Raw genomic sequence first — 22,769 nt, 5'->3', positions numbered from 1 at the left:
GGTCGGAGCGTCTACCTGTCGTGAAAGCCAAACAGCCCTTCGAGGCAGTGGTCGAGGGCCACGGCCCCACGGTCCTGCGGGTCTGTAGGGCCATCGTCGGACCGGTTGACGCCGACGACGCGTGGTCGGAGACATTTCTGGCCGCGATGAAGGCCTATCCGGACCTTCCGGCGGAGGCGAACATCGAAGCCTGGCTGGTGACCGTCGCCCACCGCAAGGCGATCGACATCACCCGGGCCCGGTCGCGGCACGCGATCCCCACCGACACCGTGCCGGAGACACCCACCGCGCCGCAGCGCGACCGTGACGACGACCTGGCCGACGCGCTCGAGCGCCTGCCGACCAAGCAGAAGCAGGCCGTGGCCTACCACTACCTGGCCGGCCTGCCCTATGCCGACGTCGCCGCCATCCTCGGCGGCAGCACCGATGCCGCCAGGCGCGCCGCCGCCGACGGCATCGCGACGCTGCGACGTACCTATCGCCGCGGCTCCGCCGTCCTCAGTACCTCCCGGAGAGGAGAAACCCGATGAACACTCATGACGACCTCATCCGCGACCTGGCGCGGATGACCGACGGCACCGACACGATGACCACCCTGCGGGCCCGGCTGGCCGTCGCCGCCGACCGCGACGACATTCTGGATGTCGCCTACCGAACCATCGACAGCCCCGTGGGCCCGCTGCTGGTTGCCGCCACCGAGCAGGGCCTGGTGCGCGTCGCCTATGCCCGCGAAGACCACGATGTCGTCCTGCAACAGCTCGCCGACAAGGTCAGTCCACGCATCCTGCGCACGCCAACACGCCTGGACGCCGTGGCCCGGGAACTCGACGAATACTTCGCCGGCCATCGCCGCACCTTCGACATCGTCTTGGACTGGCGGCTGTCCGCGGGGTTCCGCAGCACGGTGCTGCACCACCTCCCCGACATCGGCTACGGGCATACCGCCAGCTACGCCGCCGTCGCCCAACTCGCCGGCAACCCCAAAGCCGTACGAGCCGTCGGCACCGCCTGCGCCACCAACCCCCTGCCGGTCGTCGTGCCCTGCCACCGCGTCGTGCGCAGCGACGGTGCGATGGGCGGCTACCTCGGAGGCGTGGAAGCCAAACGAATTCTGCTGGACCTGGAGGCCGCCGCATGAGCACCTCAAGTGGCCGGTGGGCGGGCCGGGTCGCCGCAGCCGACTGGGACGCAATCCGTTCGGACCTCGACGCAGTTGGCTGTGCCCTCACCGGCCCGCTGCTCACCGCGGCCGAGGCCGACCGGATCGCCGCGTTCTACCCGAACCAGCGACGGTTCCGCTCCACGATCGGCATGAGCCGATACCGCTTCGGGGAAGGCGAGTACCGCTACTTCGCCAACCCCTATCCCGACCCCATCGTGGCGCTCAAGCACGCGCTCTATCCCCGGCTGCTGCCGATCGCGCGGGACTGGTGGGCCAAACTTCGCCGGGACGCGCCGTGGCCTGACGATCTGGACGACTGGCTGGGCATGTGCCACGCAGCCGGGCAGACCAAGACCACCGCGATCCTGCTCAGGTACAAGGCCGGGGACTGGAACGCCCTACACCGAGACCTGTACGGGGAACTCATCTTTCCGCTGCAGGTGGTCATCAATCTCACCAGCCCCGGCGTCGACCACACCGGAGGCGAGTTCCTGCTCTACGAACAGCGGCCGCGCGCCCAATCACGCGGCACCGCCACCGTCATCCCACAGGGTCACGGCCTGGTGTTCACCACCCGGGACCGACCAGTGCCGTCGGCGCGCGGATGGTCGGCAGCACCGGTGCGGCATGGGGTTTCCATGGTCCGCACCGGCACCAGGTTCACCCTGGGCCTGGTTTTCCACGATGCTGCATGACGTCAAAAGACAAGCGGTACACGTTGATCGGCGCGGACGGTCGCCCCTACCGCTGCGCCGCACCGGGAACCCTGGGCGGGCACCGCGGCAGCAAGCTCTACGGCCGCCTGGACTGCCCGTCCGCGCTGCGGACCCTCGCCGCCGGTGGCTACGTACGCAACAGGGTCTTCTTCGCCGACGAGGCAACCGCCGTGGCGGCCGGCTACCGCCCCTGCGCGGTCTGCCTGCCCCACGACTACCGGGTGTGGAAACGAACGGAACGCGCGTAACCAACCGTGATGCGGACCCCTGCAGCCGGCCAATTACACCTGTGACCTGGGCCACTGCAAGTCTCACCGCCGAACCATGCCGCATTGTGAGATCTGGCAATGGCTACGATCGAGGCGCTACTCATCCGAGGGGCCAGCCCATACGACCCACAGGACGCTTGATTTGAACTCGCCAGAACTCGCCCACTGGAATGCCCAAGAAGCACTCGCGGAGGCGATGATCCCGATCATCGGCACCCTGTACCGGGCGAAGGGCGTGACGGTCCTGCTGCACAGCCGGTCGCTGGTGAACAGGTCCGTCATCAAGATCCTGCGGACCCACCGGTTCGCCCGACAGGTGGGCGGCGATGAGCTGTCGGTCGAAGAGACGTTCCCGTTCCTGCAGGCGTTGGCCGACCTGGACCTGGGCCCGTCGAAGATCGACCTCGGCCTGTTGATCATGGCGTACCGCGCCAGCGATGCGGGGCTGTCCGTCCCGGAGTTCACCGCGCAGGTGCTCAGCGACGTGACCGGCGAAAACAAGAGCGAACCGCAGGGTCCGCGGGATGTGGTGCTCTACGGGTTCGGCCGGATCGGCCGGCTCGTCGCGCGCCTGCTCATCGAGAAGGCCGGCTCCGGAAACGGCCTGAACCTGCGCGCGGTGGTGATCCGCAGCAATGGCGATGGAGACCTGGCCAAGCGGGCGTCGCTACTGCGCCGCGACTCGGTGCACGGCCAGTTCAACGGCACGATCAAGATCGACACCGAAACCAACAGCCTCATCGCCAACGGCAACGTCATCAAGTTCATCCACAGCGACGACCCGGCGACCGTCGATTACACCGAGTACGGCATCGACAACGCGATCCTGATCGACAACACCGGCAGATGGCGCGACCGCGAAGGCCTGTCCAAGCACCTGCGCCCCGGTATCGCGAAGGTCCTGCTGACTGCGCCGGGCAAGGGCGACGTGCCGAACATCGTGCACGGGGTCAACCACCGCACCCTCGATCTCGAACAGCAGATCTTCTCGTGCGCGTCATGCACCACCAACGCGATCGTTCCGCCGCTCAAGGCGATGGACGACGAATACGGCATCTCGCGCTGCCACGTGGAGACAGTGCACTCGTTCACCAACGACCAGAACCTGCTGGACAACTATCACAACGCCGACCGCCGCGGCCGGTCCGCGCCGTTCAACCTGGTCCTCACCGAAACCGGTGCGGCCTCCGCCGTCGCCAAGGCGATGCCGGACCTGAAGGCCAAGATCAGCGGGAGCTCGATCCGCGTTCCCACCCCCGATGTTTCGGTGGCCATCCTGAACCTGCAGCTGCACCGCACGACGACAAAGGAAGAAGCGCTGGAATACCTGCGCCAGGCGTCCCTGTCGGGTCCGTTGAGCCGCAACCTCGACTACACCGCGGCGACCGACGCCGTGTCGAGCGACTTCATCGGCTCACGTGCGGCGAGCATCATCGATGCGAACGCGACGATCGTCGACGAAGACAACGTGATCCTCTATGTCTGGTATGACAACGAATTCGGCTACTCGTCCCAGGTCGTGCGCACGGTGCAGTACCTGTCGGGGATCGAGTACCCGACGTATCCGCAGATGTGAGCTGACACCCGGATCGCGGGTGCGTCCGTGCCAGCAACATCGGACGCACCGGCGAGGCTACATCGTTAACAACAGTCACATTGGTAACATCGCGCAATGCAGGACTGGCCGGGGAACGACAGCCTTCGGCGATCAGGCCCGGTTACCCGGCGTGACGTGCTGCGCTTTGCCACGGCCGCATCCGCGCTGGCTGGGCTGAGCGCCGTTTCGGCTGGTGTCGGCCTGCCCACGGCGGCAGCCGCCGCACCCACGCTGATCGACTTCGCCATGCGGCAGATTCCAGCGCAGCACATCCGAGCGGCCGGCCACTCCGGGGTGATCAACTACGTCTCGACGTCACGTCCGGGCTCGTCCATGGGCGCCAAACCGATCACCCTGCCCTACGCCAAGTCGCTGACCGCCGCTGGGTTGGTCATCGTCAGCAACTACCAGTACGGCAAGCCGGGCGGGACAGCACCGTCGGACTACACGCGCGGGTTGGCCGGCGGCGTCGCCGACGCGCGCACTGCCTGGCAGCTGCATAGCGCCGCAGGTGGCGGCCAGAGTGCTCCGATCTTCTTCAGCGTCGACGACGATATCGACCACAACACCTGGAACAACGTCGCGCTGCCGTGGTTTCGCGGCATCAACTCGGTGATCGGGGTGCAGCGCACCGGCATCTACGGAGGCATCAGACCGTGCCAGTGGGCCATTGCCGACGGCGTTGTCGGGAGGTCGAGCACGCCCGGCCGCGCGTGGGCGTGGCAGACCCGGTCCTGGTCTGGCGGTCAGATCCACCCTGCCGCAGTGCTCTACCAGCGCATTGTGAGCACCGCGTCGAATCCTGGCCCAATAGTCGGCGGCCTCGAAGTCGACGTCAACGATGCCCTGGCCCAAGACGTCGGTCAGTGGAACCTGCATCCGTGAGGTGGCAACGTCTTCTGGGTTGCGTTGCCAGTCAACGAATTACAGTTCGATGAGTAGGCAGATCACCACTACTCGTGCGGCGGGGCACTGCGCCGCTCAGTCAGCGCCGACAGCGTCAGATGCAGTGCCGACAAGGCTGTGTGCAGCTCGTCCTTCACAACGGCGTCGCTGACATTCCACTCGGTGGCGATCTGCCCGGTCGTCCGTCCCCTGAAGTACGCCTCGCGAATCACCGCACGATGCGACGGGGACATCTGCTTCATGGCTGCGCCAACCACTGCGCGATCAAACGCCGTTCCCATCCGGTCGGGTCGGGACGCGTCGTTGCGCCTCGGTCGTCCAGCCTCAGCACCGGTCGTCATGACGGCCCACGGCCTTCATCACCGTGTTTCGCCGAGCGGCGTCGCGAGCTCGGGTCCGGTATTCGAATGACGACGGGTATGCAGGCCGGTCAACACGTCCACACCACCGGAGGTGGCCTGCGTCTCCAGCAGATAGCTGAGGATGAAGTCGTGCGATGTCGCCAGATGCTCCCGGGTGAGCCGGGCGGCCAAGGCAGCCTCACCCTGCTCGACTGCGGCAAGGATTGCGAGGTGCTCGGATGTCAGGTGTTGGGTCTGGCCCAGGACCTCAAGGTGGACATACATATAGCGATCACCGAGACGTCTCAATTGCTCGACAAGCTCGATCATCCGAGGACGGCCCGCACGTCGATAGACCGCGGCGTGAAACTCGGTGTTGGCTGCCAGCCACGTCCGCGTATCCGTGTGCTCTTCCATGATTTCGAGCTGCTTGTGCATCGTGAGCAGCTCGGCACGACCGACATTCGAGACGGCGAGATGAGTGGCCAGCGGCTCGATCGCCTCCCGCAACTCGTAGATTTCCTGCAGTTCTGCCACCGACATTCCGGTCACCACCGCACTCGCGTTCGACGCCGGTTGCACGAGCCCCTCGCCGGCGAGGATTTGGAGCGCATCGCGCACCGGAATGCGACTCAGCCCGAACTGTTCGGCGACGCTCTGCTGGGAAAGTCTCGTGCCCGGGCCGATGTCGCCCTGCAGGATCTCCGTCCGCAGTCGTGAAGCCACCCGTCCGGCGCCATTCTGGTATGCCATCTGCCCTCCTTGTATACAGAACAGATTTCACATATACGCCGCAACCCTGGGTACGGGCTGTACGTGTGCGACCGTCCACATCAAGGAATTGCCAGCCGTGTCGGCACGGCTGCGCGACCTGCACGCTGACATCTCGGTACCGCTCGTGCGCTATAGAAGTCGCACCAGATCGCGGATTCCTCACGGGCCGATGCGGATTGGCCCGGGATTCCACAGCCCGGTTCTGGTGGCGGTGGCGAGATCGAGGTGGGCTTCGGGAGCGTCGACGACGGGTGTGAAGCGGCGCAGCGAGCCCCAGTCGCGGCCCCAGTCCCGCGATAGGTAGGTGGGCATGACGTGGGCCCGGAGCAATAGGTCGGTGATGCCCAATGGACCGCCGTTGTCGCCGGACTGCCAGGTGTCTGGCATTTCGACCTTGGCGGGGTAGTCCGGCGAGATTCGATAGTTGGGGATCTGGGTGACGCCGTTGGCGTGGAGCATGGGCTGCTGGCAGGGAAAGACCAGTCCCACAGCCCAATCCATCAGCACTGGCTGCGTCGAACCCAGGTATTCCTGCACCGATCGAACCTCAGGTATCCGCGGCGGGGTGATGGCGACCCAGTCGCCAGGGTCGAGTGAGCGGTCGTCGGCGACAATCCGGACGTAAGAGGCGGTGTCGGGAATGTCGGTGCGAGGGAAACGCAGGTTGCGCCAGGCTGGTTGCGGGCCGATGTCGTACGGGGTGAGTCGCCCACCGGCGACGGGTGTTCCGTCGGGTCCGGTTGTGCCGTATTCCAGGACGACGGTTTGGGCTGTGGTGTGCCCGGACAGGACGCTGTTACCGGTGATGGTGCCGGCGGCGCTGATCACCACGAGCGGGTGGGCGGCGTCGGCATCCGGAAGTCGATACCACGCAGAGGTGAGGGCGCTGACTTGTTGGGGGCCGGCACTGAAGCTCCCCGCAATCGGAACCCGGGCGGGATCAAGACCGTAAGGCAACACGACACTGGAACCGTTTATCCCGGGCTGGTCCAGGGCAGTGCGGGCATCCCAGTCATAATCCGTTCCGGATTTGGCCTGGCTCTGCCAAACGGACTCTGCCAGTGTGTGTTCAGGTACGCCATTCGGGTTGAAGCCGATCGGATCGGTGCCACCCAATGGGCCCAGAGGTCCGTAGCGTCCGGGAAGCGGGGCGAGGAATCCGGTGTTGATGTCGGGTTCGACGAGGACGTCGTCGGCCAGCCCGCATCCACCGACCAGCTCGCGCAGGTTGGCCCAGCCGTTGGAATAGCTGAGGTATTCCTTGATCGCTCCGGTCAACATCGACCCAGAACACACCACCACCATGAGCCCCGCAGCCACAGGCACCGGTGCTGCGGTCAGCGTCCGGGTCAGTCGCGATGGCGGTCGGCTCGGTGGGGACAGGTGCAGCCAGCCCGCGTAGCCCGCGGCCGCCAGGGACAACCAAAGGAAGACGGCGCTCGCGGTGACCGGCCCCCAGTGCGGGCTGCTGTCGTTGAAGGGCACCCCGTAGCTGGAGACGTACCAAAAGCCATTGGTGGAGGCGAAACACAACCCGAGAACCAATAGCACGATCGCGAGAAACGCCATTTGGTTGCGTCGTGAGCGCAGTACCGTCGGCCCGAAGAGCACGGTGGCCACCGCGGCCATCGCCGCACCGGCGGCGGCGAACAGTCCGAAATGGTGGATCCACTTCGTCGGGGCGAACGTGAGCAGGAACAGCGTGGCGAAGATGACGCCCATCAGCCGCCATACCGGGCCGATCGCGATGCCGGGTATTCGCTTGCGCCGCAACAACAAGAGCATCGACGCGAACAGGCACGCCACAGTGATCAAGATTCCGAAGCGTCGGGATAGGGCGGCGTCGGTGGTCGGCAGGAACAGGTAGAAGTAGCGCAGGTTCTCGGTGTACCAGGGCTGCGCGGGTCCGATCGCGGTGCGCACATTGGTGGCTTCGCGTACCGCAGCCAGGGTTTGGTCGGCGAAGATCACTGTGAGGACCACGAATCCGGCTGCGGCCAGGGGCAGCAACACCGGCCAGATCCCCACCGATTTGGCGCGGGTGATGATGATCCGCACGATCGGGCGCCCGCCGGCCAACAGAACGGCGACGGCGATGATCCCGGTGGGCTGGATGCCCAGGGTGAACGCGGCCACCACGATCGCCAGACCGACCGGCGTGGCACGCCGGGTGGTAATGGCCCGTTCGACCAGGACGTAGGTGATCAGCGCGCCGGTGGCGATCTGGCCTTCCGGGCGCAGCCCGTTGTTGAACGGCATCCACGCCGCGAGGAACACCAGCGCCGCTGCCCACACGGCCGCGCGGCTTCTCACGACCGCGCCTCCGAGGCGCGGTAGGACCTCACGGGAGAGCAGCAGCCAACAGACCAGCGCGCAGACCAAGTCCGGTAGGCGTAGCCACAGGCTGGCGTTGCTGACGTGGGTCATCGCCGCAATCAGCTCGTAATACCAGCCGAAGGGGTCTTCGGGGCTGCCGTACCAGCGGAAGTAGTTGGCCATGTAGCCGGCATGGCTGGCGGTGTTGGCCATGCCGAATTGGTAGCCGTCGTCGGAGGATCCCGCGCCGGCGACGAACCAGAACACCGAGAGCACGATGACGGTGGCGTCCACCGTGGTGAAGGTGCGCCAACGGGCCGGAATGAGACGCCGCGCACGGCGCCCGTCGAGGCGGTCAAGTCGCCACAACGCCAACAGCCCGACAATCGTGCCAAGGATGCCGGCCAACATCGCCGCGGTCTTCAGCGGAGACGGGGAGCTGGTGTATCGAGTGTCGATGGCGGCTGAGAACGACAATCCGGGCGGCGCCGGACCCGTCAGGTCGGTGAACACCCCGACGATCTGGGGTCGCAAATTCGGATCGCCGAACCCACCGCGCACTGACGAGCCGGTGTCGGGATCGATCAGTCCCACGGCTCTGGCGAACGTGCCTGCTGTCGAGGAGGCCAGCTCTAGCCGCTGACACTGCGGGTCGCTCATTCGGCTGCGCGGCACGCTGAGGACCACCACGTTGCGGGCGATCACATCGACCCGTTGCGCGGTCGCCGTGACGAAGAGCCCGTTGAGCATCGCCTGCTTTCCGGCCGTCGGCGCCGTGCTCAACACCACCCCGCCCGAGGCGGGCAGATCGCGAAACACGCTGCACGGCACCGACGTTTCCAGCGACGCTGGGGCGAGCGTGATCAGCGGCGCGGTCACACTGCCCAGCCGCCCATCCTGGGGCCACTGCAGCGACGCGGTGGTCTGCACCACCGGCAACACCGGGATCAGCGCACTGGCCACGAACCCCACCAACCCCGCGATGATCGCGACCCATCGGGTTACCGGCAACGGCCTGCTGGTTGGCGCCGCGGACACCTCGGAGCGGCCGCTGGTCGTGGAGTCGACATCCTCGACCAGGCTCACCGAGCGCCCTCCCTCGTCGTGTTCACCCGCACGCACCATCAGTATCTGAAGCAACTGTTACAGTCAAGTGTGCCGCGACCGTTCGACCACGCCAAACGCGAAGAATTGTTGGCCGCCGCGGGCGCTATTTTGGCGCGCACCGGGGTGGTCGACACCTCGCTGCGCGAACTCGCGTCACAGCTGGGGACCAGCGCGCGAATGTTGGTGTACTACTTCGGCACCAAAGAGCAACTCATGCTTGACGTCTTGAACCGTGAGCAGCGCGCGGCAATACCGGAGACCGGGGATCTGGACCTGCCGGAAACGATTGCGGCACACCGGAAATGGTGTTTTGAAGACTGGCATGAATGTACGCGCGGAGAGCGCCATGACAGTCTGCGCGTCGTACTGCAAATCTTCGGCGCCGCCTGCGGGGTCGACAGTCCCTACCGGGAATACACCTGGGACACCCTGTCGCTGTTGACACGCAACTCCAAGGCTCGCCTTCTCGCGCTGGGAATGCCCGTCCACGTCGCCGAAACCCGTTCGCGTATCGCGTTGGCCGCGTTCCAGGGATTCATCATCGAGTACTTCACCGCACCGGACCCGACCTTCGTCGACGACACGTTCGCCAGGTTCGTCGACGAATTCTTACTCGCGCCTTTCAGTCCCGCGGACCCGCCGGCCTCAAAGAACACCCGATGATTTCCCCCGGCAACGATCACCAACCGACCTCACCGCCAGTCACCGCAGAGCTGGTCCGCGCACTGCTGGAGGAGCAGGATCCAGACCTTGCAGGCGTGACCGCCGCGAGGTCGGGGAGAACGGAGATCGGTGCCTCCCGGCCTGCAAGCCCCACTGGGGACCTGAAGGCCGGGCGGCACTCGATCGTGTTCTCAACGGCGTTTGATGCACGCCGGCGGTTGTCAGCCCGGCCGGCCAGTCCCCGGTGCCGGTAGCGCGGCGGTGAACAAGTTGTGGCATGCCTCCACCGCGGGCTTCAGCTCGGGAATGCTGCCGGCGCTGACGTCGCCGCGCATCTTCGAGGTGTCGATGAGCGGGTCGCGGGCGCTGGACGGGTCCGGGAAGTCCGGCACTCCGTGGTCGCGCACGCACTGGGCGAATCTGAGCGCAGCGTCCTGCTGCTCGGCAGTACGCCCGGCGTCAGCCGACCAACCCGACGGCTGCAGATTCGCACACGCACCGACCGCGTTCTGCCACGTCGCCTTCGACACCGAGATGCCTCCGTAGGGAAACTGGCCGCCTGCGTCCGGATTTGGGAAGTCCGCGACACCATTGGCCCGCATGCACTCGGAGTACTTCGTCGCCTGCGCTTGACCGACCGGGTCGGCGCCGGCCTGAGCCGCCATCGCCAGGCCAGCCGAGCCGATCAAGGCGGCCATGGTGAGAGTGAGAAGTGGTCGTCGGCTGTGTGCTGAGTTGTTGTTTGTCATGGCCGCTAGTCAAGGCTGCGCGGTGTTGTCAGCACGTATGCGATTTTCGATATGCCCACGATATACGGCGGCTCGTAGCGTGGGGAGCATGCGTGTGTTGGTCGTCGAGGACGAGCCCTACATGGCGACGGCTATCCGCGACGGCCTGCGACTGGAGGCGATCGCCGCCGACATCGCGGGCGACGGCGACACCGCGCTTGAATTGTTGAGCATCAACGCCTACGACATCGCCGTGCTCGACCGCGATATTCCCGGGCCCTCTGGTGACGTGATTGCCGAACGCATCGTCGCCTCGGGCAGCGGCATGCCGATCCTGATGTTGACCGCTGCCGACCGGCTCGACGACAAGGCCTCGGGGTTCGAACTCGGTGCTGACGACTATCTGACCAAGCCGTTCGAACTGCGAGAGCTGGTGCTGCGCCTGCGAGCACTCGACCGCCGGCGCACCCAGAGCAGGCCGCCGGTCCGTGAAATCTCGGGACTCCGGTTGGATCCGTTCCGCCGTGAGGTCTACCGTGACGGCCGCTACGTCGCTCTCACCAGAAAACAGTTCGCGGTGCTCGAAGTCCTGGTCGCAGCCGAAGGGGGTGTCGTCAGTGCCGAGGAGCTTCTGGAGCGGGCGTGGGATGAGAACGCCGATCCGTTTACCAACGCCGTGCGCATCACGGTGTCCGCACTACGCAAACGCCTCGGCGAGCCCTGGATCATCACCACTGTGCCCGGCGTCGGCTACCGCATAGACACGGCGGATGCCTGCCGAGATGAGGAACGAAATCATGAATAGGGCACCGGGACTGAGCCTTCGCCTCAAGCTCACCCTGAGCTACGCCGGGTTCCTGATGCTCGCCGGCGGCCTGCTGCTCGCTGCCGTGTGGGTTTTCCTACTGCGGTATGTGCCAGATCGGATGATGATCATCCCGGGCAGCACTGACATCTCATTCCCCAATGAAGTCTTTCCCATCCGGTCCAGGCTCCTGCACGTTTTCGCTCCGAGAGCCGCCGCGGTGATGACCTTCCTGCTCGTGTTCGGTCTGGTGGGCGGATGGCTGCTGGCCGGCCGGATGCTCGCGCCCTTGACGCGCATCACGGCTGCCACCCGCATGGCCTCGAAAGGATCACTGTCGCAACGAATCCAGCTGCCAGGCCGCAGAGACGAACTGCGCGAACTCGCCGACGCCTTCGACACCATGCTCGAACGGCTCGAAGCGCACGTCACCGAACAGCAGAGATTCGCCGCCAATGCCTCCCACGAACTGCGCACCCCGCTGGCGATCACGCAGACTCTGCTCGACGTAGCCCGCCAGGATCACAACACCGACACCCGCGAACTGATTGAACGCCTCCACGCAGTCAACACCCGAGCGATCGATCTCACCGAAGCACTGCTGCTCCTCAGTCGCGCGGATCAACGATCCGTCACCCAAGAACCCGTCGACCTGTCCCTCCTCGTCGAAGACGCCAGCGAAACGCTCCTACCCCTGGCAGAAAGACACGGCGTCACCCTGGAGTCGTCCGGCGAGGTGACGCCGACGATCGGCTCCGGCGCGCTCCTGCGGCAGATGACCACGAACCTGCTGCACAACGCGATCGTCCACAACCTGCCCGAACACGGCGTCGCATGGACCACGACCAGCGTCGGCGCCAGAAGTGTGACGCTCACTGTCGAGAACACCGGCGAAAAACTCAGCCCGCAATTGGTCTCGACCCTTGTCGAGCCGTTTCAGCGCGGCACTGAACGCATCCGCACCCACGATGCGGGCGTCGGCCTCGGCCTGGCAATCGTCAACAGCATCGTCAAAGCACACGATGGGGCCCTTACCCTCACAGCCCGACCCGACGGTGGGCTCTGCATCACGGTGCAACTACCACTCAGGTGAGCGCGTCCCGATGCTCGCGCCGCGCCTTTGGCCAGGGCTCCGGTTTCGGGCGTTGACACAGCCCCACCTCGACAGGGGTTCCAATTTGTTAGTCAACCTATATATCGGGTAAGGTACCGACCCTCTTCGGCGTAGGCCAATGGCCATGCCGACACACGTACCCGTCATCGAAGGAGATCGCTGTCATGTCTCAGCAGATGATCGAACGTCCGACCACCCCGACGGGTGGTGGTCTGTTGATTGCGGTGCTCGCGGCTGCGGGGGTCAGCGTCTCGATGATGCAGACACTCGTGGTGCCTCTGATTCCGCAATTGCCCGAGTTGCTGAACACCACCGCAGCCAACGCATCCTGGGCGGTTACCGCCACGCTTCTGACCGGTGCCGTGGCGACGCCGATGTTTGGTCGGCTCGGAGATATGTTCGGCCCCAGGCGGATTCTCATCGCGTGTGCGGTACTCCTCACGGCAGGGTCGGTGATTGCGGCCCTCACCAGCTCGCTGCCGCTTCTCGTGGTGGGACGCGCACTGCAGGGCTTCGGCGCTCCGGTTATCCCGCTGGGAATCAGCGTGCTGCGTGCCGCACTACCGGCCGACCGCGTCGGAGGAGCGATGGCCATGGTGAGTGCCTCGCTCGGAGTAGGCGGTGCATTGGGCCTGCCGCTGTCCGCGGTGATCGCCGAGCATTCGAGCTGGCACGTATTGTTCTGGTGCGCTGCAGGTCTCGGCCTAGCCTCAGGCGTCTTGTTCGCGACGATGGTCCCCGATATCGTGCCCTCGTCGTCCATGGGCAAGTTCGACGCACCGGGAGCGGCCGGTCTGGCCACTGCCCTGCTGCTGTTGCTGCTACCGATCTCCAAGGGCTCGACGTGGGGATGGACGAGTCCCCTCACGCTCGGCCTGCTGATCGGCTCGATCGCGGCATTCGGGGTATTCGGCTGGTGGCAATACCGGGCGCCAACGCCGCTGGTCGATATGCGCACGACACTCAAAAAGCCCGTACTGCTCACCAACCTGTCGTCGGTGGCGATTGGGTTCGGAATGTTCGGCACCAGTCTCATCGGTCCCCAAATACTGCAGATGCCCACGACGATCGGGCATGGTCTGGGTCAGTCCATGGTGATGGCGGGCCTGTGGATGGCGCCGGGCGGCCTGGCGATGATGGCCACGTCGCCGATCGCCGGCAAGGTGATCGCCGCGCGCGGAGCGCGATTCTCGCTCATCCTCGGTGCCGTCATCATCGCGGCGGGTTACCTGGGCGGAACACAGCTGCTCGGTTCACCGGCGGGCGTTCTGCTGTTCGGCGTGGTGTGCAGCACCGGTGTCGGCTTCGCATTCGCGGCCCTGCCCACTCTCATCAACTCGGCCGTTCCGGTGTCGGAAACCGCTGCCGCCAACGGGATCAACTCGCTGGCCCGCTCACTGGGCACGTCGACCTCCAGCGCGGTCACGGGCGCGGTGTTGGCCCAGATGACCATCTCCGTCGCCGGTCACGCATTCCCGACGCTGGCAGCGTTCCAGACTGCCATGTTGATCGCCGGCGGCGCGGCCATCGTCTCAGCGTTGCTCGCCGTGATGATCCCCACCTCTGTCCCGACGCCGCCGGTGTCCGACGTCGAACCGGTTGTCATGCCCGTCCCGGTGCGACGCCGGGCCCAACGGCTCGAAAACGTCCTGACAGCGATGGGCCGTCAGGCGGCCGTCGCCTTGCAGATTCCGTCGACTCCGTACCGGCTGGACCGCGGAGACTACGTCATCGCCTCGTACCTCGGGGCCGGACCGCCACTCACCTTGAAAGAGTTGGCACGTTCGGTCGACAGTGCGGATGACACCGTCGAAGAGCGGGTGTCGACACTGATCCGCGACGGAATGGTCGGTCGATCGCCGACTACCGACCAAGCCGCACCACCACGGTTCATGCTCACCCCGCAGGGCCGCAACACCTTTGAACGTCAACGAGGGCTCAACATCTCCAGGTTGGAGTCCATCTTGTCGCGCTGGGACGACGGCGACGTCGCAGCACTCATCGGCTACCTCGGGCGCTTGTCCGACGGGATCGACGACGAAGTACAACGACAGAATGCGGCAGCAACCACACCGCCTTCACCGAACGCTCCCACTGCACCGCTGCCGACGCCGCGGCCACCTAAGCCGCGCCACCCACCGCAGCCGACGGAGCCTGCGGAGCCGCAATCATTACGAGTGCGTTGGAGCGCTCCCGCGCAGCGGTAGCAACCGGAGTTGGCCCCGACCAGAGTCCTACCCAAGAACGTGGGGACGAGGATTCGCGAGCCGGTTCTAGTGGAGGGCGCCAGCGAGGTAAGGGCCGGACACGCTGTCAGGGTGGATCGACGCCACAGCCGGTGTGCCGGTGGCCACGACGCGGCCCCCGTCTCCGCCGGCGCCGGGACCGAGGTCGATGACGTAGTCCGCCTGGGCGACGACACGCATGTCGAGTTCGACGACCACGACCGTGTTACCCGCGTCCACCAGCTTCTGCAGATGCAGCAGCAGACGGTCGGCGTCGGCGGGGTGCAATCCCGCCGACGGTTCGTCGAGCAGATAGAGCGCGTCGCCGCGGTGCGCCCGCTGCAGCTCGGTGGCCAGCTTGACGCGCTGGGCCTCACCGCCGGACAGTTCGGTCGCCGGCTGGCCCAACCGCAAGTAACCCAGCCCGACGTCGCGCAGCACCGTCAACGAGCGCAATACGTCGGCATCGCCGTCGAAGAACTCCCACGCCTGATCGACACTCATCTGCAGGATCTCGGCGATGTTGCGGTCCCGCCAAGTGATCTCCAATGTGCTTGTCTTGTAGCGTGTTCCGTGACAGTCCGGGCACGGGGCATAGACACTCGGCAAAAACAGCAGCTCCACCATCACCCACCCTTCCCCTTCGCAGGTCGGGCAACGCCCCGACGCGACGTTGAACGAGAACCGCCCGGCCTTGTAGCCGCGGCGTCGCGCCTCCGGTGTCTCGGCGAAACGGCGGCGGATGTGATCGAACATGCCGGTGTAGGTGGCAACGTTCGACCGGGGCGTGCGGCCGATGGGCTTCTGGTCAATACAGACCACACGACGCAGACCCCCGATGCCACCGACGATCCGGCCGTCCACCGGCGCCGACGCCCCGGCCAGCAGGAGGTCGTCGTCCGACACGTCGCCCGTCGAGTCTGTCACCGGCGCGCCCAGGTGCTCGCCGACCAACGTGGGCAGCGCCTGACTGACCAGACTCGATTTTCCCGAGCCCGAGACTCCGGTGACCGCGGTCAGACATTTCAGGGGGAACGCCACCGACACGTCGTGCAGGTTGTTGCGACTCACGTGTTCCAACCGCAGCCAGTCGGCGGGCTCGCGGGGCGTTCGGGCCGCCGGCGACACCAGGCCGAACAGGTAACGGCGCGTGACTGATTCGGCCACCTCGGCAAGACCTTTCGGCGGACCGCTGTAGAGAATCTCGCCGCCGCTCTCACCGGCTCCGGGGCCGATGTCGACCAACCAATCGGCTGCGCCGATGATGTCGAGCGAGTGCTCGACCACGAAGACACTGTTACCGCGTCGCTTCAAACCGTCCAGAATGCCCAGTAACGCGTCCCGATCGCGTGGATGCAGCCCGGCCGACGGCTCATCGAGCACGTACACCACCCCGAACAGCTGCGACGACAGCTGGGTCGCCAGCCGCAGCCGCTGCAGCTCTCCCGAAGACAACGTGGGGGTGCTGCGATCCAACGAAAGGTAACCCAGGCCCAGATCCATGATCGGTTTCAGCCGCTCGAGCAGTTCTTCCGCCAAACGGCCAGCGGCAGCCAGTTTTTCCACAGACATGTTGGGGGTGTGCCGAATGTCTGGAGCCGCCTTGTGCGCCGAGCCACCGGCAGCCACCCGCTCTTGGACCGCCGCGCGCCGCGTTGGCGCGTCGAGGACGTCGCCGGGACCGACCTCGGTCGGCGTCCAGCTCTCGCCGACCACGGGCTGCAACTCCTGCGCGAGCGCAGCCAGAGAGAGCCCGGACAGTGCGGCGATGTCGAATCCCTCGAAAGTGACCGACAGCGCCTCGGGCTTGAGCAGCTTGCCATCACACGCGGGACAGACTGCGCTGCTGACGAACTGGGACACCCGCTTCTTCACCGATGCGCTCTTGGTGTTGGCGAACGTGTCCAGGACGTAACGACGCGCACCGGTGAAAGTGCCTTGGTAGCTGGGCTCCATACCTTGCTTCACCGCGCGACGAGTCTCGGCCGGCGTGAACCCGGCATACACCGGCACCGTCGGGTGCTCCTCGGTGTACAAGATCCAGTCGCGGTCCTTCTTCGGAAGGCCTTTCCACGGCTTGTCGACGTCGTAGCCCAACGACACCAGGATGTCGCGCAGGTTCTGCCCGTACCACGCCGGCGGCCACGACGCGATGGCCCGGTCCCGGATGGTCAGCGACGGATCCGGGACCATGAGCACCTCGGGCACCTCATAGACCCGGCCGATGCCGTGGCACGTCGGGCACGCCCCCTGCACGGTGTTGGGTGAGAAGTCCTCCGCGAACAGCATGGGCTGGTCAACCGGATAGTTCCCGGCACGCGAATACAGCATCCGCACCAGGCTCGACAATGTCGTCACACTCCCGACCGATGACCGCGCGCTGCCCACGCCACGCTGCTGCTGCAAGGCCACCGCCGGCGGCATCCCCTCAATCGAGTCAACATCGGGAACACCGACCTGGTCGATCAGCCGGCGCGCATACGGGGCCACCGACTCCAGATACCGGCGCTGAGACTCAGCGAACAACGTGCCAAAGGCCAGAGACGACTTGCCTGACCCCGACACACCGGTGAACACCACCAGCGCATCCCGCGGAACGTTGACATCGATGTTCTTGAGATTGTGTTCCCGGGCACCGCGCACCTGGACATCGGCCGGGATGTCCACCGGCCGCTCATCGCGCAGCTGTTCAGATGACCTCATCACCACAACCGATTACCCGCACGGGCACAATCGCAGTCCGCTCACCTGCAGGGAGAAGACGAGATCATCGGCTGAGCCGAGGTGCCTCAGCGTACGAGGGTGGCGCCGCCGTCCAACCGAATTTGCTGTCCTGTCATGAACCGTGACTCGTCGGCCAGGAGATACAGCGCCGCGTAGCCGGTCTCCCATGCACTGGCCCGGCCCATCTTCAGCTTCACCACTTCGGCGTAGGCCTCATCGACCTCATCAGGCTCGAAACCGAACAGCGACTGGGAATCTGTGTTGCCCAACGTCGAGTCGATCGGGCCGAGCATCAGGGTGTTGGCGCGGATGCCGGCGCCGGCGAACTGCGCGCCGGTCAGTTCCGTGATGTAGTTCAGCCCGCATTTGCCGAGGGCGTAGGGCATGATCCCGATGTTGAGTCCGACTTCGTTTTTGATGCTCGCAATGGACGAAATGTTGATGATGCTGCCGGTGGAACCGCCGTCGTTTTTCTCCATGCACTGTGCAGCAAAGAGATTGCAGTAGTAACAACCCAGCATGTTCACGTTGATCCCATGGTTGAAATCATCGGCGCTCATCGAGTTGTTCACCCGGTCGAACGGCGGGTTGATCGCCACGCTGTAGACCATCCCGTCAACGCGACCACTGTTCTGCATCACGGTGTCGAAGATGCGTTGACAGTCATCCTTTTCGGCCACATCGGCGTGAAGCGCATACGCCTTGCCCTTCTCCGCGGTGATCAGCTCCACTGTCTCCTGTGCGGCGGCGAGGTTGCGGTCCACCACGACCACCTCAGCGCCGTGGCGTGCCGCCACGACGGATGTGGCCCGGCCGTTGCCGATCTTGGGGCCGGGCATCTGCCCGCCGCCCACGACGACCACAACCTTGCCTGACAGGTCGAATGCGGTTCGGTCGCGACGCTCGAAATCTATTGACATGATTGCTCTTTCCTTCAGTGAATGCGGATGGCCCGCTCTGGGCAGCCGTCGACCGCTTCGACGACGGCTCCTTCGAGCTCGGGAGGGATGTCGGTGTCGATGGCCTCGGCGTAGCCGCCGTCGGTCAGGCTGAACACCTGCGGGCACAGCGCCGCGCATATTCCGTGTCCGCGGCACAGATCGTCGTCGACGACAACCCTCATCGGGATGCTTTTCCCGTGTCTGCGGCGGGGGTCACGTTGAGGTGCAGATCGGTGAGACCTCGCAGGATGTACGTCGGCACATAGTCGTAACGTCGCGCGTTGACGGTTCCGTGCCGTGCCTCGTCTATCTCGATCGCACTGGTGCTCGCCAGTAGCCGCTGAATGATCACTTTCGCCTCGGCTCGGGCCAGCGGCGCGCCGATGCAGCTGTGGACACCGCGCCCGAAGGCGATGTGGCGCCTGGCATTGTGCCGGTCCAACTCGAAGACGTCGGGATTGTCGAACTGGCGCGGATCTCGGTTCGCCGCGCCGTAGTGCACCATCACCACGGCACCCGCCGGGATTTCGACGCCTCCCACCGTCGTGGTGGCGCGGGCCAGCCGGAAATCACCTCTGATCGGACTCTCGAAGCGCAGCGCCTCCTCGACGAAATTCGTGACCTGGTCGGGGTTACGGCGCAGCCGCTCCTGGAGCTCGGGATTCTCGGCCAGGATTTTCAATGCCGAGGACAGCAGCCGGACCGTGGTTTCCTGACCCGCCGAGAAGAGATTGGCCGCCACCCGCACCACATCGATGACCTCCGGGGTCGATCCGTCCGGGAAGCTGGCCTGTGCCATCTCGGTCATGACATCGCCACGGGGATGACGGCGTCGGTCCGAGATGTAGTCGCTGAACCGCGTGTAGAGGAATTCGAGCGGAGCATGCTGCATCACTGCGTCATCCGTACTGCCCAGCGAGTTGTCCCCGGCCAGCCTTTCGGTGAGCTCGGGACGGTCCGCCTCGGGCACGCCCAGGAGATCCGCAATGACCAGCAGCGCGAAGGGGTTGGCGACGGCGGTGAGGAACTCGCCGTCACCACCGGCCACATACGGCTCCAGCACCTGATCGGCGAGGCGCCACATGAACGCCTCGTTCTCCTTCAAGCGTTTGGGCGTGATCAGTCGGCTGAGCAGCGACCGGTGCGCGGTGTGCGTCGGCGGATCGAACGACGGAAGCTGGTCGCTGAACGGCAACTCGGTGCGGTGCGCCTCGATGAGTGCCCGCACCTCAGATTCGTCGAGCCCTTCCAGTGGCACCGGAAAACCTGGGGTCGGACCGGTGACCGTGTTGCACGACGAGAACGATTCATGGTCGCTGACCACGGCCAACGCCTCGTCGTACCCCGTGACGACCAGCACGTTGTGTGACGGTTCGCGGAGCACCGGACTGGCCGTCCGCATGCGCTCAAGGACCGGGTACGGATCGGCGACCAGCGCCGGGTTGTGAAAGAAATCGATGCCCTCAAGCGGGGACTTCTCGTGCGAAGTCTGCTGCGGTGCGGTGTTCAACGGCATGGCGTGCTCCTCGACAGGGCGGAGGAAAGCTGACCCACTTGGCCCAGAATTACTGACCAAACGTACAGCTGATTACTGACCAATCGTACAGGCTTATACTTTACGAATGGTCAGCCAGCGCGAAATTGTTAGGAAAGCTACATTTAGGCCGTCGCGGTGAGCGGCTCCGCGCCGGGCGCCGGCGGCACGACCCGCCAGAAGTTGATCGACGCGGCCATCGAGCTGTTCCGGCGGCACAGCGTGGCAGGGACTTCCCTGCAGATGATCTCCGATGAGCTTGGCCTGACGAAATCGGCGATCTACCACCATTTTCGCACTCGCGACGAGCTGTTGAGCACCATCATGGAGCCCGTCATCCACGAGCTCGTCGAACTCGTGGAGACTGCCGAAGCCCAGCGCGGAAGTCGCGCACAAGCCGAATCGATGCTCGCCGGCTATGTGGCCCTCGCGGTATCGCACCGCGACTTGTTTCCCATCCTCACCGGCGACCCCGGCGTTGCCGAACTCCTACGCCAACAACCGCAATGGCGTGCGATCGTGAAACGCCAAGCGGATCTGCTCGCCGGCGCCGAACCCGGTGTGGGCGGCCAGGTGCGCGCAGCCATCGTCATGGCCGGCATCTCGGCGGCCGTCGGCGTGGAATTCGACGGCGTCGATGACCGCGAGCTCTACGACCAATTGGTCACGGCCGGCCGGCGCACACTCAACCTCCGACCACCACGGCCTGGGACACCGAACGAGACGACACCGAGGCCGTCGTCCCACTGAGGTGGACGCGGCGCCGAACATCGTCAGCCGCGTCGGACTGCAGTGTTCGGTAGGGCACTTGCACAACCGGGCAAGAGCCCGCTAACTTATTGAACGTGTTCAATGAACATGTTCAATCGAGGGCTGACGCAAAGATCAACACCTCTCAGCGAGTTCTCGCGGCCGCCGATCGACTGTTTCGTGAGCACGGCTTTGCCGCGACCACGGTGCGCCGAATCGCCGCCGAGGCGCACGTGAGCGTCGGCACCGTCATGGGTGTCGGCGACAAAGACAGCCTGCTGATCGCAATCGTTGACCAGTGGATCGCGGCGGTGCACGCGGCACGGGATCGGAACCAGCACGTACGTCCGCTCACGAAGTCCGAAGCAGCCGAGAGACTCATCGCCACTGTCGAACCCTTCGTGGCGTACTTCCAGTCGGATCGCGACCTCGCACGCGAGTACGCGGCGGTGGTCGCCCGCGGCCGGCACAAGTCGCGCACGTTCACTGAGCTGGCCGACGAGCTGATTGCAGATTTCGAAAGCATCTTTCGGGCGGCCGGCCATACCGATTCCGCGGCCGCCGCGCGCACGCTCTACCTCGCCTACATCGGCGTACTCCGCGCGGCATCCGGAGGCGCCTTCGACGAGTCCGACGCACCAGACCGCTTCGCCGAAGCGGTCGATCTAATCCTCGGAATGGGAGTTCCACAATGATCGACACCCCGCACCTGCCCCTGCTGACCATCGCGCTTGCAGTCGTGCTGCTGGGCGACGCCCTGATGTCGATCCGCCCACCCAAGTTCATCCGCGACTGCCTGGACGGCGTGCGTTTCCCGCGCGATTGGTGGTGGGCGCTGATCGTCATCAAGCTGGGGGCGACCGCGGGGCTACTCGCGGGGCTGCACTATCCAGGTGTGGGGATTGCCGCGAACGTCGGCGTGGTCATGTACTTCGTGTGTGCCATGGTCGCCCACCTGCGCGCCAGATTCCTCAATTCCACCTTCTGGGTGAACTGCCTTGGCATGTTGGTGTTCTCGGGAGTCGTCCTCGCGGTGTCCTACGCGTAGGACACTGCGGCTCAGCAGTCCAGTTGGCGGATCCTAGAACGGTACAGTTGGTCAAGTCTCCAGAGCGGCAAAGCACTCCTGACGAGGCCGCGAGTTTGGGACGATCGCGCTGCCACACGGTAGGCCGATTCCGCCATCGCTGCGGAAACAGCACCTGATCGCGTTCAGTTCCTCTGAAACCGAGACACGACACGGGTGTCCCTCCGTGCATCCTCAACCAAGCCACGCAAAGTCCCGCCCGATCCGGCAACAGTGTCGGCACCCTCAATTTCAGTTGACGGTCAGTAGCGCGGTCAGTTCCTGCAACGAGTCCACTCGCAGATCTGCAAGTGACGCTTCGGCTTTGAGAGCATGGAGATAGCCCCACGGGCCGCGCCGAACGAACACCGTGCGCATCCCGGCCGCACGGGCGGGCACCACGTCATTGTCGAGGCGATCGCCAACATACAAGATGCTCTCGGCGGGAACGCACGCTTCCGAGATCAACCGGGCGAAAAACACGGGGTTTGGCTTGGCCACTCCCCACGCCGCCGACGACGCCACGAAGTCAGCCTCCAGGCCGGCCGCAGACAGCACCTGCCCGATCACCGCAGGCTGGTTTCCCGCGACACCGACAGCCAACCCACGGCGACGCACAGCTGCGACACAATCCAGAGCGTCGGGATACAGATCGCACCCCCCGGGATCGATACCCGCCGCAGGCCGATCGACACCAATCACGTCCCACAGATCGTGATGATCCCTGCCAGTAGCGATCATGGCCCCCACCACACCGCACAAAGTGAACGGCGTCAAACCCAACCGCTGCGCCAGCGCAGTCCACATCCGAGTTTCATCGACCAACGTCTCGCCCACGTCGAACACCACACACCGGATCTGCGCCAACACCCCCGAGCCCACGGACCCAGAGTTACACACCCGGGCGTCCACAGCGGTCCCGAATCAAGTCGGACAAACGCCGCCAGATGCTCAATCAATCGCACCATGGCGCCCTCGGATCGCGCACCACAGCGCTGCTATGAATGCGTGTTGGTCCCCGAGGTAGGTGG

Annotated in this window: 22 protein-coding genes; 13 read left to right on the top strand and 9 right to left on the bottom strand. The window is 65.3% G+C overall.

Annotated elements, in window-relative coordinates:
• Positions 1-20: 20 nt before the first annotated feature.
• From HBE63_RS28210 to HBE63_RS28185, 6 genes are all read left to right on the top strand, one after another.
• On the top strand, positions 21-530 hold the full coding sequence (locus HBE63_RS28210) for an RNA polymerase sigma factor (protein WP_166908189.1): 510 nt from the start codon (positions 21-23) through the stop codon (positions 528-530).
• A gap of 35 nt (positions 531-565) precedes the next feature.
• Positions 566-1,138 carry a methylated-DNA--[protein]-cysteine S-methyltransferase gene (locus HBE63_RS28205; RefSeq protein WP_371815064.1) on the top strand — a complete coding sequence of 191 codons (573 nt, stop codon included), beginning with the start codon at positions 566-568 and terminating at the stop codon, positions 1,136-1,138.
• Positions 1,135-1,857 (top strand): 2OG-Fe(II) oxygenase, encoded by a 723-nt coding sequence (locus HBE63_RS28200; protein WP_166908185.1) that lies wholly within the window; start codon positions 1,135-1,137, stop codon positions 1,855-1,857. The genes HBE63_RS28205 and HBE63_RS28200 overlap by 4 nt, the downstream gene beginning before the upstream one ends.
• Positions 1,854-2,126: an Ada metal-binding domain-containing protein gene (locus HBE63_RS28195; protein WP_166908184.1), complete on the top strand. Its 273-nt coding sequence runs from the start codon at positions 1,854-1,856 to the stop codon at positions 2,124-2,126. Before HBE63_RS28200 ends, HBE63_RS28195 begins: the two co-directional genes overlap by 4 nt.
• Positions 2,127-2,343: 217 nt before the next feature.
• The gene (locus HBE63_RS28190; protein WP_371815063.1) at positions 2,344-3,723 is read left to right on the top strand and encodes a glyceraldehyde-3-phosphate dehydrogenase; all 1,380 of its coding nucleotides are present in this window, start codon (positions 2,344-2,346) and stop codon (positions 3,721-3,723) included.
• Positions 3,724-3,819: 96 nt separating this feature from the next.
• Positions 3,820-4,629 carry a DUF1906 domain-containing protein gene (locus HBE63_RS28185; RefSeq protein ID WP_166908180.1) on the top strand — a complete coding sequence of 270 codons (810 nt, stop codon included), beginning with the start codon at positions 3,820-3,822 and terminating at the stop codon, positions 4,627-4,629.
• Between the two features lie 68 nt (positions 4,630-4,697).
• Here HBE63_RS28185 and HBE63_RS28180 read toward each other — a convergent pair whose 3' ends face one another.
• The 3 genes from HBE63_RS28180 to HBE63_RS28170 form a co-directional block, all read right to left on the bottom strand.
• Positions 4,698-4,892 carry a sigma factor-like helix-turn-helix DNA-binding protein gene (locus HBE63_RS28180; protein WP_166908179.1) on the bottom strand — a complete coding sequence of 65 codons (195 nt, stop codon included), beginning with the start codon at positions 4,890-4,892 and terminating at the stop codon, positions 4,698-4,700.
• Positions 4,893-5,009: 117 nt separating this feature from the next.
• Positions 5,010-5,744 (bottom strand): GntR family transcriptional regulator, encoded by a 735-nt coding sequence (locus HBE63_RS28175; RefSeq protein ID WP_166908177.1) that lies wholly within the window; start codon positions 5,742-5,744, stop codon positions 5,010-5,012.
• Between the two features lie 180 nt (positions 5,745-5,924).
• Entirely contained in the window at positions 5,925-9,206 is a 3,282-nt protein-coding gene (locus tag HBE63_RS28170) for an arabinosyltransferase domain-containing protein (RefSeq protein ID WP_166908175.1), read from the bottom strand.
• 69 nt (positions 9,207-9,275) lie between these two features.
• Between HBE63_RS28170 and HBE63_RS28165 the strand changes: the two genes are divergently transcribed.
• Positions 9,276-9,851 (top strand): TetR/AcrR family transcriptional regulator, encoded by a 576-nt coding sequence (locus tag HBE63_RS28165; protein ID WP_243858346.1) that lies wholly within the window; start codon positions 9,276-9,278, stop codon positions 9,849-9,851.
• A gap of 221 nt (positions 9,852-10,072) precedes the next feature.
• Here the strand turns inward: HBE63_RS28165 and HBE63_RS28155 are convergent, their stop codons facing one another.
• Positions 10,073-10,549, bottom strand: coding sequence for a hypothetical protein (locus HBE63_RS28155; RefSeq protein WP_166908173.1), 477 nt, complete (start codon positions 10,547-10,549; stop codon positions 10,073-10,075).
• A gap of 139 nt (positions 10,550-10,688) precedes the next feature.
• On the opposite strand from HBE63_RS28155, the gene HBE63_RS28150 reads away from it, so the two are divergent.
• The 3 genes from HBE63_RS28150 (at position 10,689) to HBE63_RS28140 (ending at position 14,705) form a co-directional block, all read left to right on the top strand.
• Positions 10,689-11,384 (top strand): response regulator transcription factor, encoded by a 696-nt coding sequence (locus HBE63_RS28150; protein ID WP_166908171.1) that lies wholly within the window; start codon positions 10,689-10,691, stop codon positions 11,382-11,384.
• Positions 11,377-12,477, top strand: coding sequence for a HAMP domain-containing sensor histidine kinase (locus HBE63_RS28145; protein WP_166908169.1), 1,101 nt, complete (start codon positions 11,377-11,379; stop codon positions 12,475-12,477). Before HBE63_RS28150 ends, HBE63_RS28145 begins: the two co-directional genes overlap by 8 nt.
• A gap of 185 nt (positions 12,478-12,662) precedes the next feature.
• Entirely contained in the window at positions 12,663-14,705 is a 2,043-nt protein-coding gene (locus tag HBE63_RS28140; protein ID WP_243858345.1) for an MFS transporter, read from the top strand.
• A gap of 66 nt (positions 14,706-14,771) precedes the next feature.
• On the opposite strand, the gene HBE63_RS28135 is transcribed toward HBE63_RS28140, so the two are convergent.
• The 4 genes from HBE63_RS28135 to HBE63_RS28120 all read right to left on the bottom strand — a co-directional run bounded on the left by HBE63_RS28135 (position 14,772) and on the right by HBE63_RS28120 (position 19,904).
• A complete protein-coding gene (locus tag HBE63_RS28135; RefSeq protein ID WP_208301234.1) occupies positions 14,772-17,426 on the bottom strand; it encodes an excinuclease ABC subunit UvrA in 2,655 nt (884 codons plus the stop codon).
• A gap of 86 nt (positions 17,427-17,512) precedes the next feature.
• Positions 17,513-18,367: an SDR family NAD(P)-dependent oxidoreductase gene (locus HBE63_RS28130; RefSeq protein ID WP_166908168.1), complete on the bottom strand. Its 855-nt coding sequence runs from the start codon at positions 18,365-18,367 to the stop codon at positions 17,513-17,515.
• 14 nt (positions 18,368-18,381) lie between these two features.
• Positions 18,382-18,570: a ferredoxin gene (locus HBE63_RS28125; protein ID WP_166908166.1), complete on the bottom strand. Its 189-nt coding sequence runs from the start codon at positions 18,568-18,570 to the stop codon at positions 18,382-18,384.
• Complete coding sequence (locus HBE63_RS28120; RefSeq protein ID WP_166908165.1) at positions 18,567-19,904, bottom strand: cytochrome P450; 1,338 nt, start codon at positions 19,902-19,904, stop codon at positions 18,567-18,569. Before HBE63_RS28120 ends, HBE63_RS28125 begins: the two co-directional genes overlap by 4 nt.
• Before the next feature lie 156 nt (positions 19,905-20,060).
• Between HBE63_RS28120 and HBE63_RS28115 the strand changes: the two genes are divergently transcribed.
• From HBE63_RS28115 to HBE63_RS28105, 3 genes are all read left to right on the top strand, one after another.
• Positions 20,061-20,672, top strand: a complete 612-nt coding sequence (locus HBE63_RS28115; protein ID WP_166908163.1) for a TetR/AcrR family transcriptional regulator — start codon at positions 20,061-20,063, stop codon at positions 20,670-20,672.
• Between the two features lie 95 nt (positions 20,673-20,767).
• Positions 20,768-21,367 carry a TetR/AcrR family transcriptional regulator gene (locus HBE63_RS28110; protein ID WP_166908161.1) on the top strand — a complete coding sequence of 200 codons (600 nt, stop codon included), beginning with the start codon at positions 20,768-20,770 and terminating at the stop codon, positions 21,365-21,367.
• Positions 21,364-21,720, top strand: coding sequence for a DoxX family protein (locus HBE63_RS28105; RefSeq protein WP_166908159.1), 357 nt, complete (start codon positions 21,364-21,366; stop codon positions 21,718-21,720). The genes HBE63_RS28110 and HBE63_RS28105 overlap by 4 nt, the downstream gene beginning before the upstream one ends.
• Before the next feature lie 270 nt (positions 21,721-21,990).
• On the opposite strand, the gene HBE63_RS28100 is transcribed toward HBE63_RS28105, so the two are convergent.
• Positions 21,991-22,620 (bottom strand): HAD family hydrolase, encoded by a 630-nt coding sequence (locus HBE63_RS28100; protein ID WP_243858344.1) that lies wholly within the window; start codon positions 22,618-22,620, stop codon positions 21,991-21,993.
• Positions 22,621-22,769 lie beyond the last annotated feature (149 nt).

Origin of the sequence: Mycobacterium sp. DL440, from assembly GCF_011745145.1 — a bacterium.
In the GTDB taxonomy this organism is placed as follows: Bacteria; Actinomycetota; Actinomycetes; order Mycobacteriales; family Mycobacteriaceae; genus Mycobacterium.
This window is presented reverse-complemented; position numbering and strand designations above follow the sequence as displayed.

What these genes read in the sequence shown, in the direction of transcription:
- HBE63_RS28205 (WP_371815064.1), top strand. Translation starts at nt 566, where the DNA reads ATGACCGACGGCACCGACACGATGACCACCCTGCGGGCCCGGCTGGCC.
- HBE63_RS28200 (WP_166908185.1), top strand. Translation starts at nt 1,135, where the DNA reads ATGAGCACCTCAAGTGGCCGGTGGGCGGGCCGGGTCGCCGCAGCCGAC.
- HBE63_RS28195 (WP_166908184.1), top strand. Translation starts at nt 1,854, where the DNA reads ATGACGTCAAAAGACAAGCGGTACACGTTGATCGGCGCGGACGGTCGC.
- HBE63_RS28190 (WP_371815063.1), top strand. Translation starts at nt 2,344, where the DNA reads ATGATCCCGATCATCGGCACCCTGTACCGGGCGAAGGGCGTGACGGTC.
- HBE63_RS28185 (WP_166908180.1), top strand. Translation starts at nt 3,820, where the DNA reads ATGCAGGACTGGCCGGGGAACGACAGCCTTCGGCGATCAGGCCCGGTT.
- HBE63_RS28180 (WP_166908179.1), bottom strand. Translation starts at nt 4,892, where the DNA reads ATGAAGCAGATGTCCCCGTCGCATCGTGCGGTGATTCGCGAGGCGTAC.
- HBE63_RS28175 (WP_166908177.1), bottom strand. Translation starts at nt 5,744, where the DNA reads ATGGCATACCAGAATGGCGCCGGACGGGTGGCTTCACGACTGCGGACG.
- HBE63_RS28170 (WP_166908175.1), bottom strand. Translation starts at nt 9,206, where the DNA reads ATGGTGCGTGCGGGTGAACACGACGAGGGAGGGCGCTCGGTGAGCCTG.
- HBE63_RS28155 (WP_166908173.1), bottom strand. Translation starts at nt 10,549, where the DNA reads ATGGCCGCCTTGATCGGCTCGGCTGGCCTGGCGATGGCGGCTCAGGCC.
- HBE63_RS28150 (WP_166908171.1), top strand. Translation starts at nt 10,689, where the DNA reads ATGCGTGTGTTGGTCGTCGAGGACGAGCCCTACATGGCGACGGCTATC.
- HBE63_RS28145 (WP_166908169.1), top strand. Translation starts at nt 11,377, where the DNA reads ATGAATAGGGCACCGGGACTGAGCCTTCGCCTCAAGCTCACCCTGAGC.
- HBE63_RS28140 (WP_243858345.1), top strand. Translation starts at nt 12,663, where the DNA reads ATGTCTCAGCAGATGATCGAACGTCCGACCACCCCGACGGGTGGTGGT.
- HBE63_RS28135 (WP_208301234.1), bottom strand. Translation starts at nt 17,426, where the DNA reads ATGAGGTCATCTGAACAGCTGCGCGATGAGCGGCCGGTGGACATCCCG.
- HBE63_RS28130 (WP_166908168.1), bottom strand. Translation starts at nt 18,367, where the DNA reads ATGTCAATAGATTTCGAGCGTCGCGACCGAACCGCATTCGACCTGTCA.
- HBE63_RS28125 (WP_166908166.1), bottom strand. Translation starts at nt 18,570, where the DNA reads ATGAGGGTTGTCGTCGACGACGATCTGTGCCGCGGACACGGAATATGC.
- HBE63_RS28120 (WP_166908165.1), bottom strand. Translation starts at nt 19,904, where the DNA reads ATGCCGTTGAACACCGCACCGCAGCAGACTTCGCACGAGAAGTCCCCG.
- HBE63_RS28105 (WP_166908159.1), top strand. Translation starts at nt 21,364, where the DNA reads ATGATCGACACCCCGCACCTGCCCCTGCTGACCATCGCGCTTGCAGTC.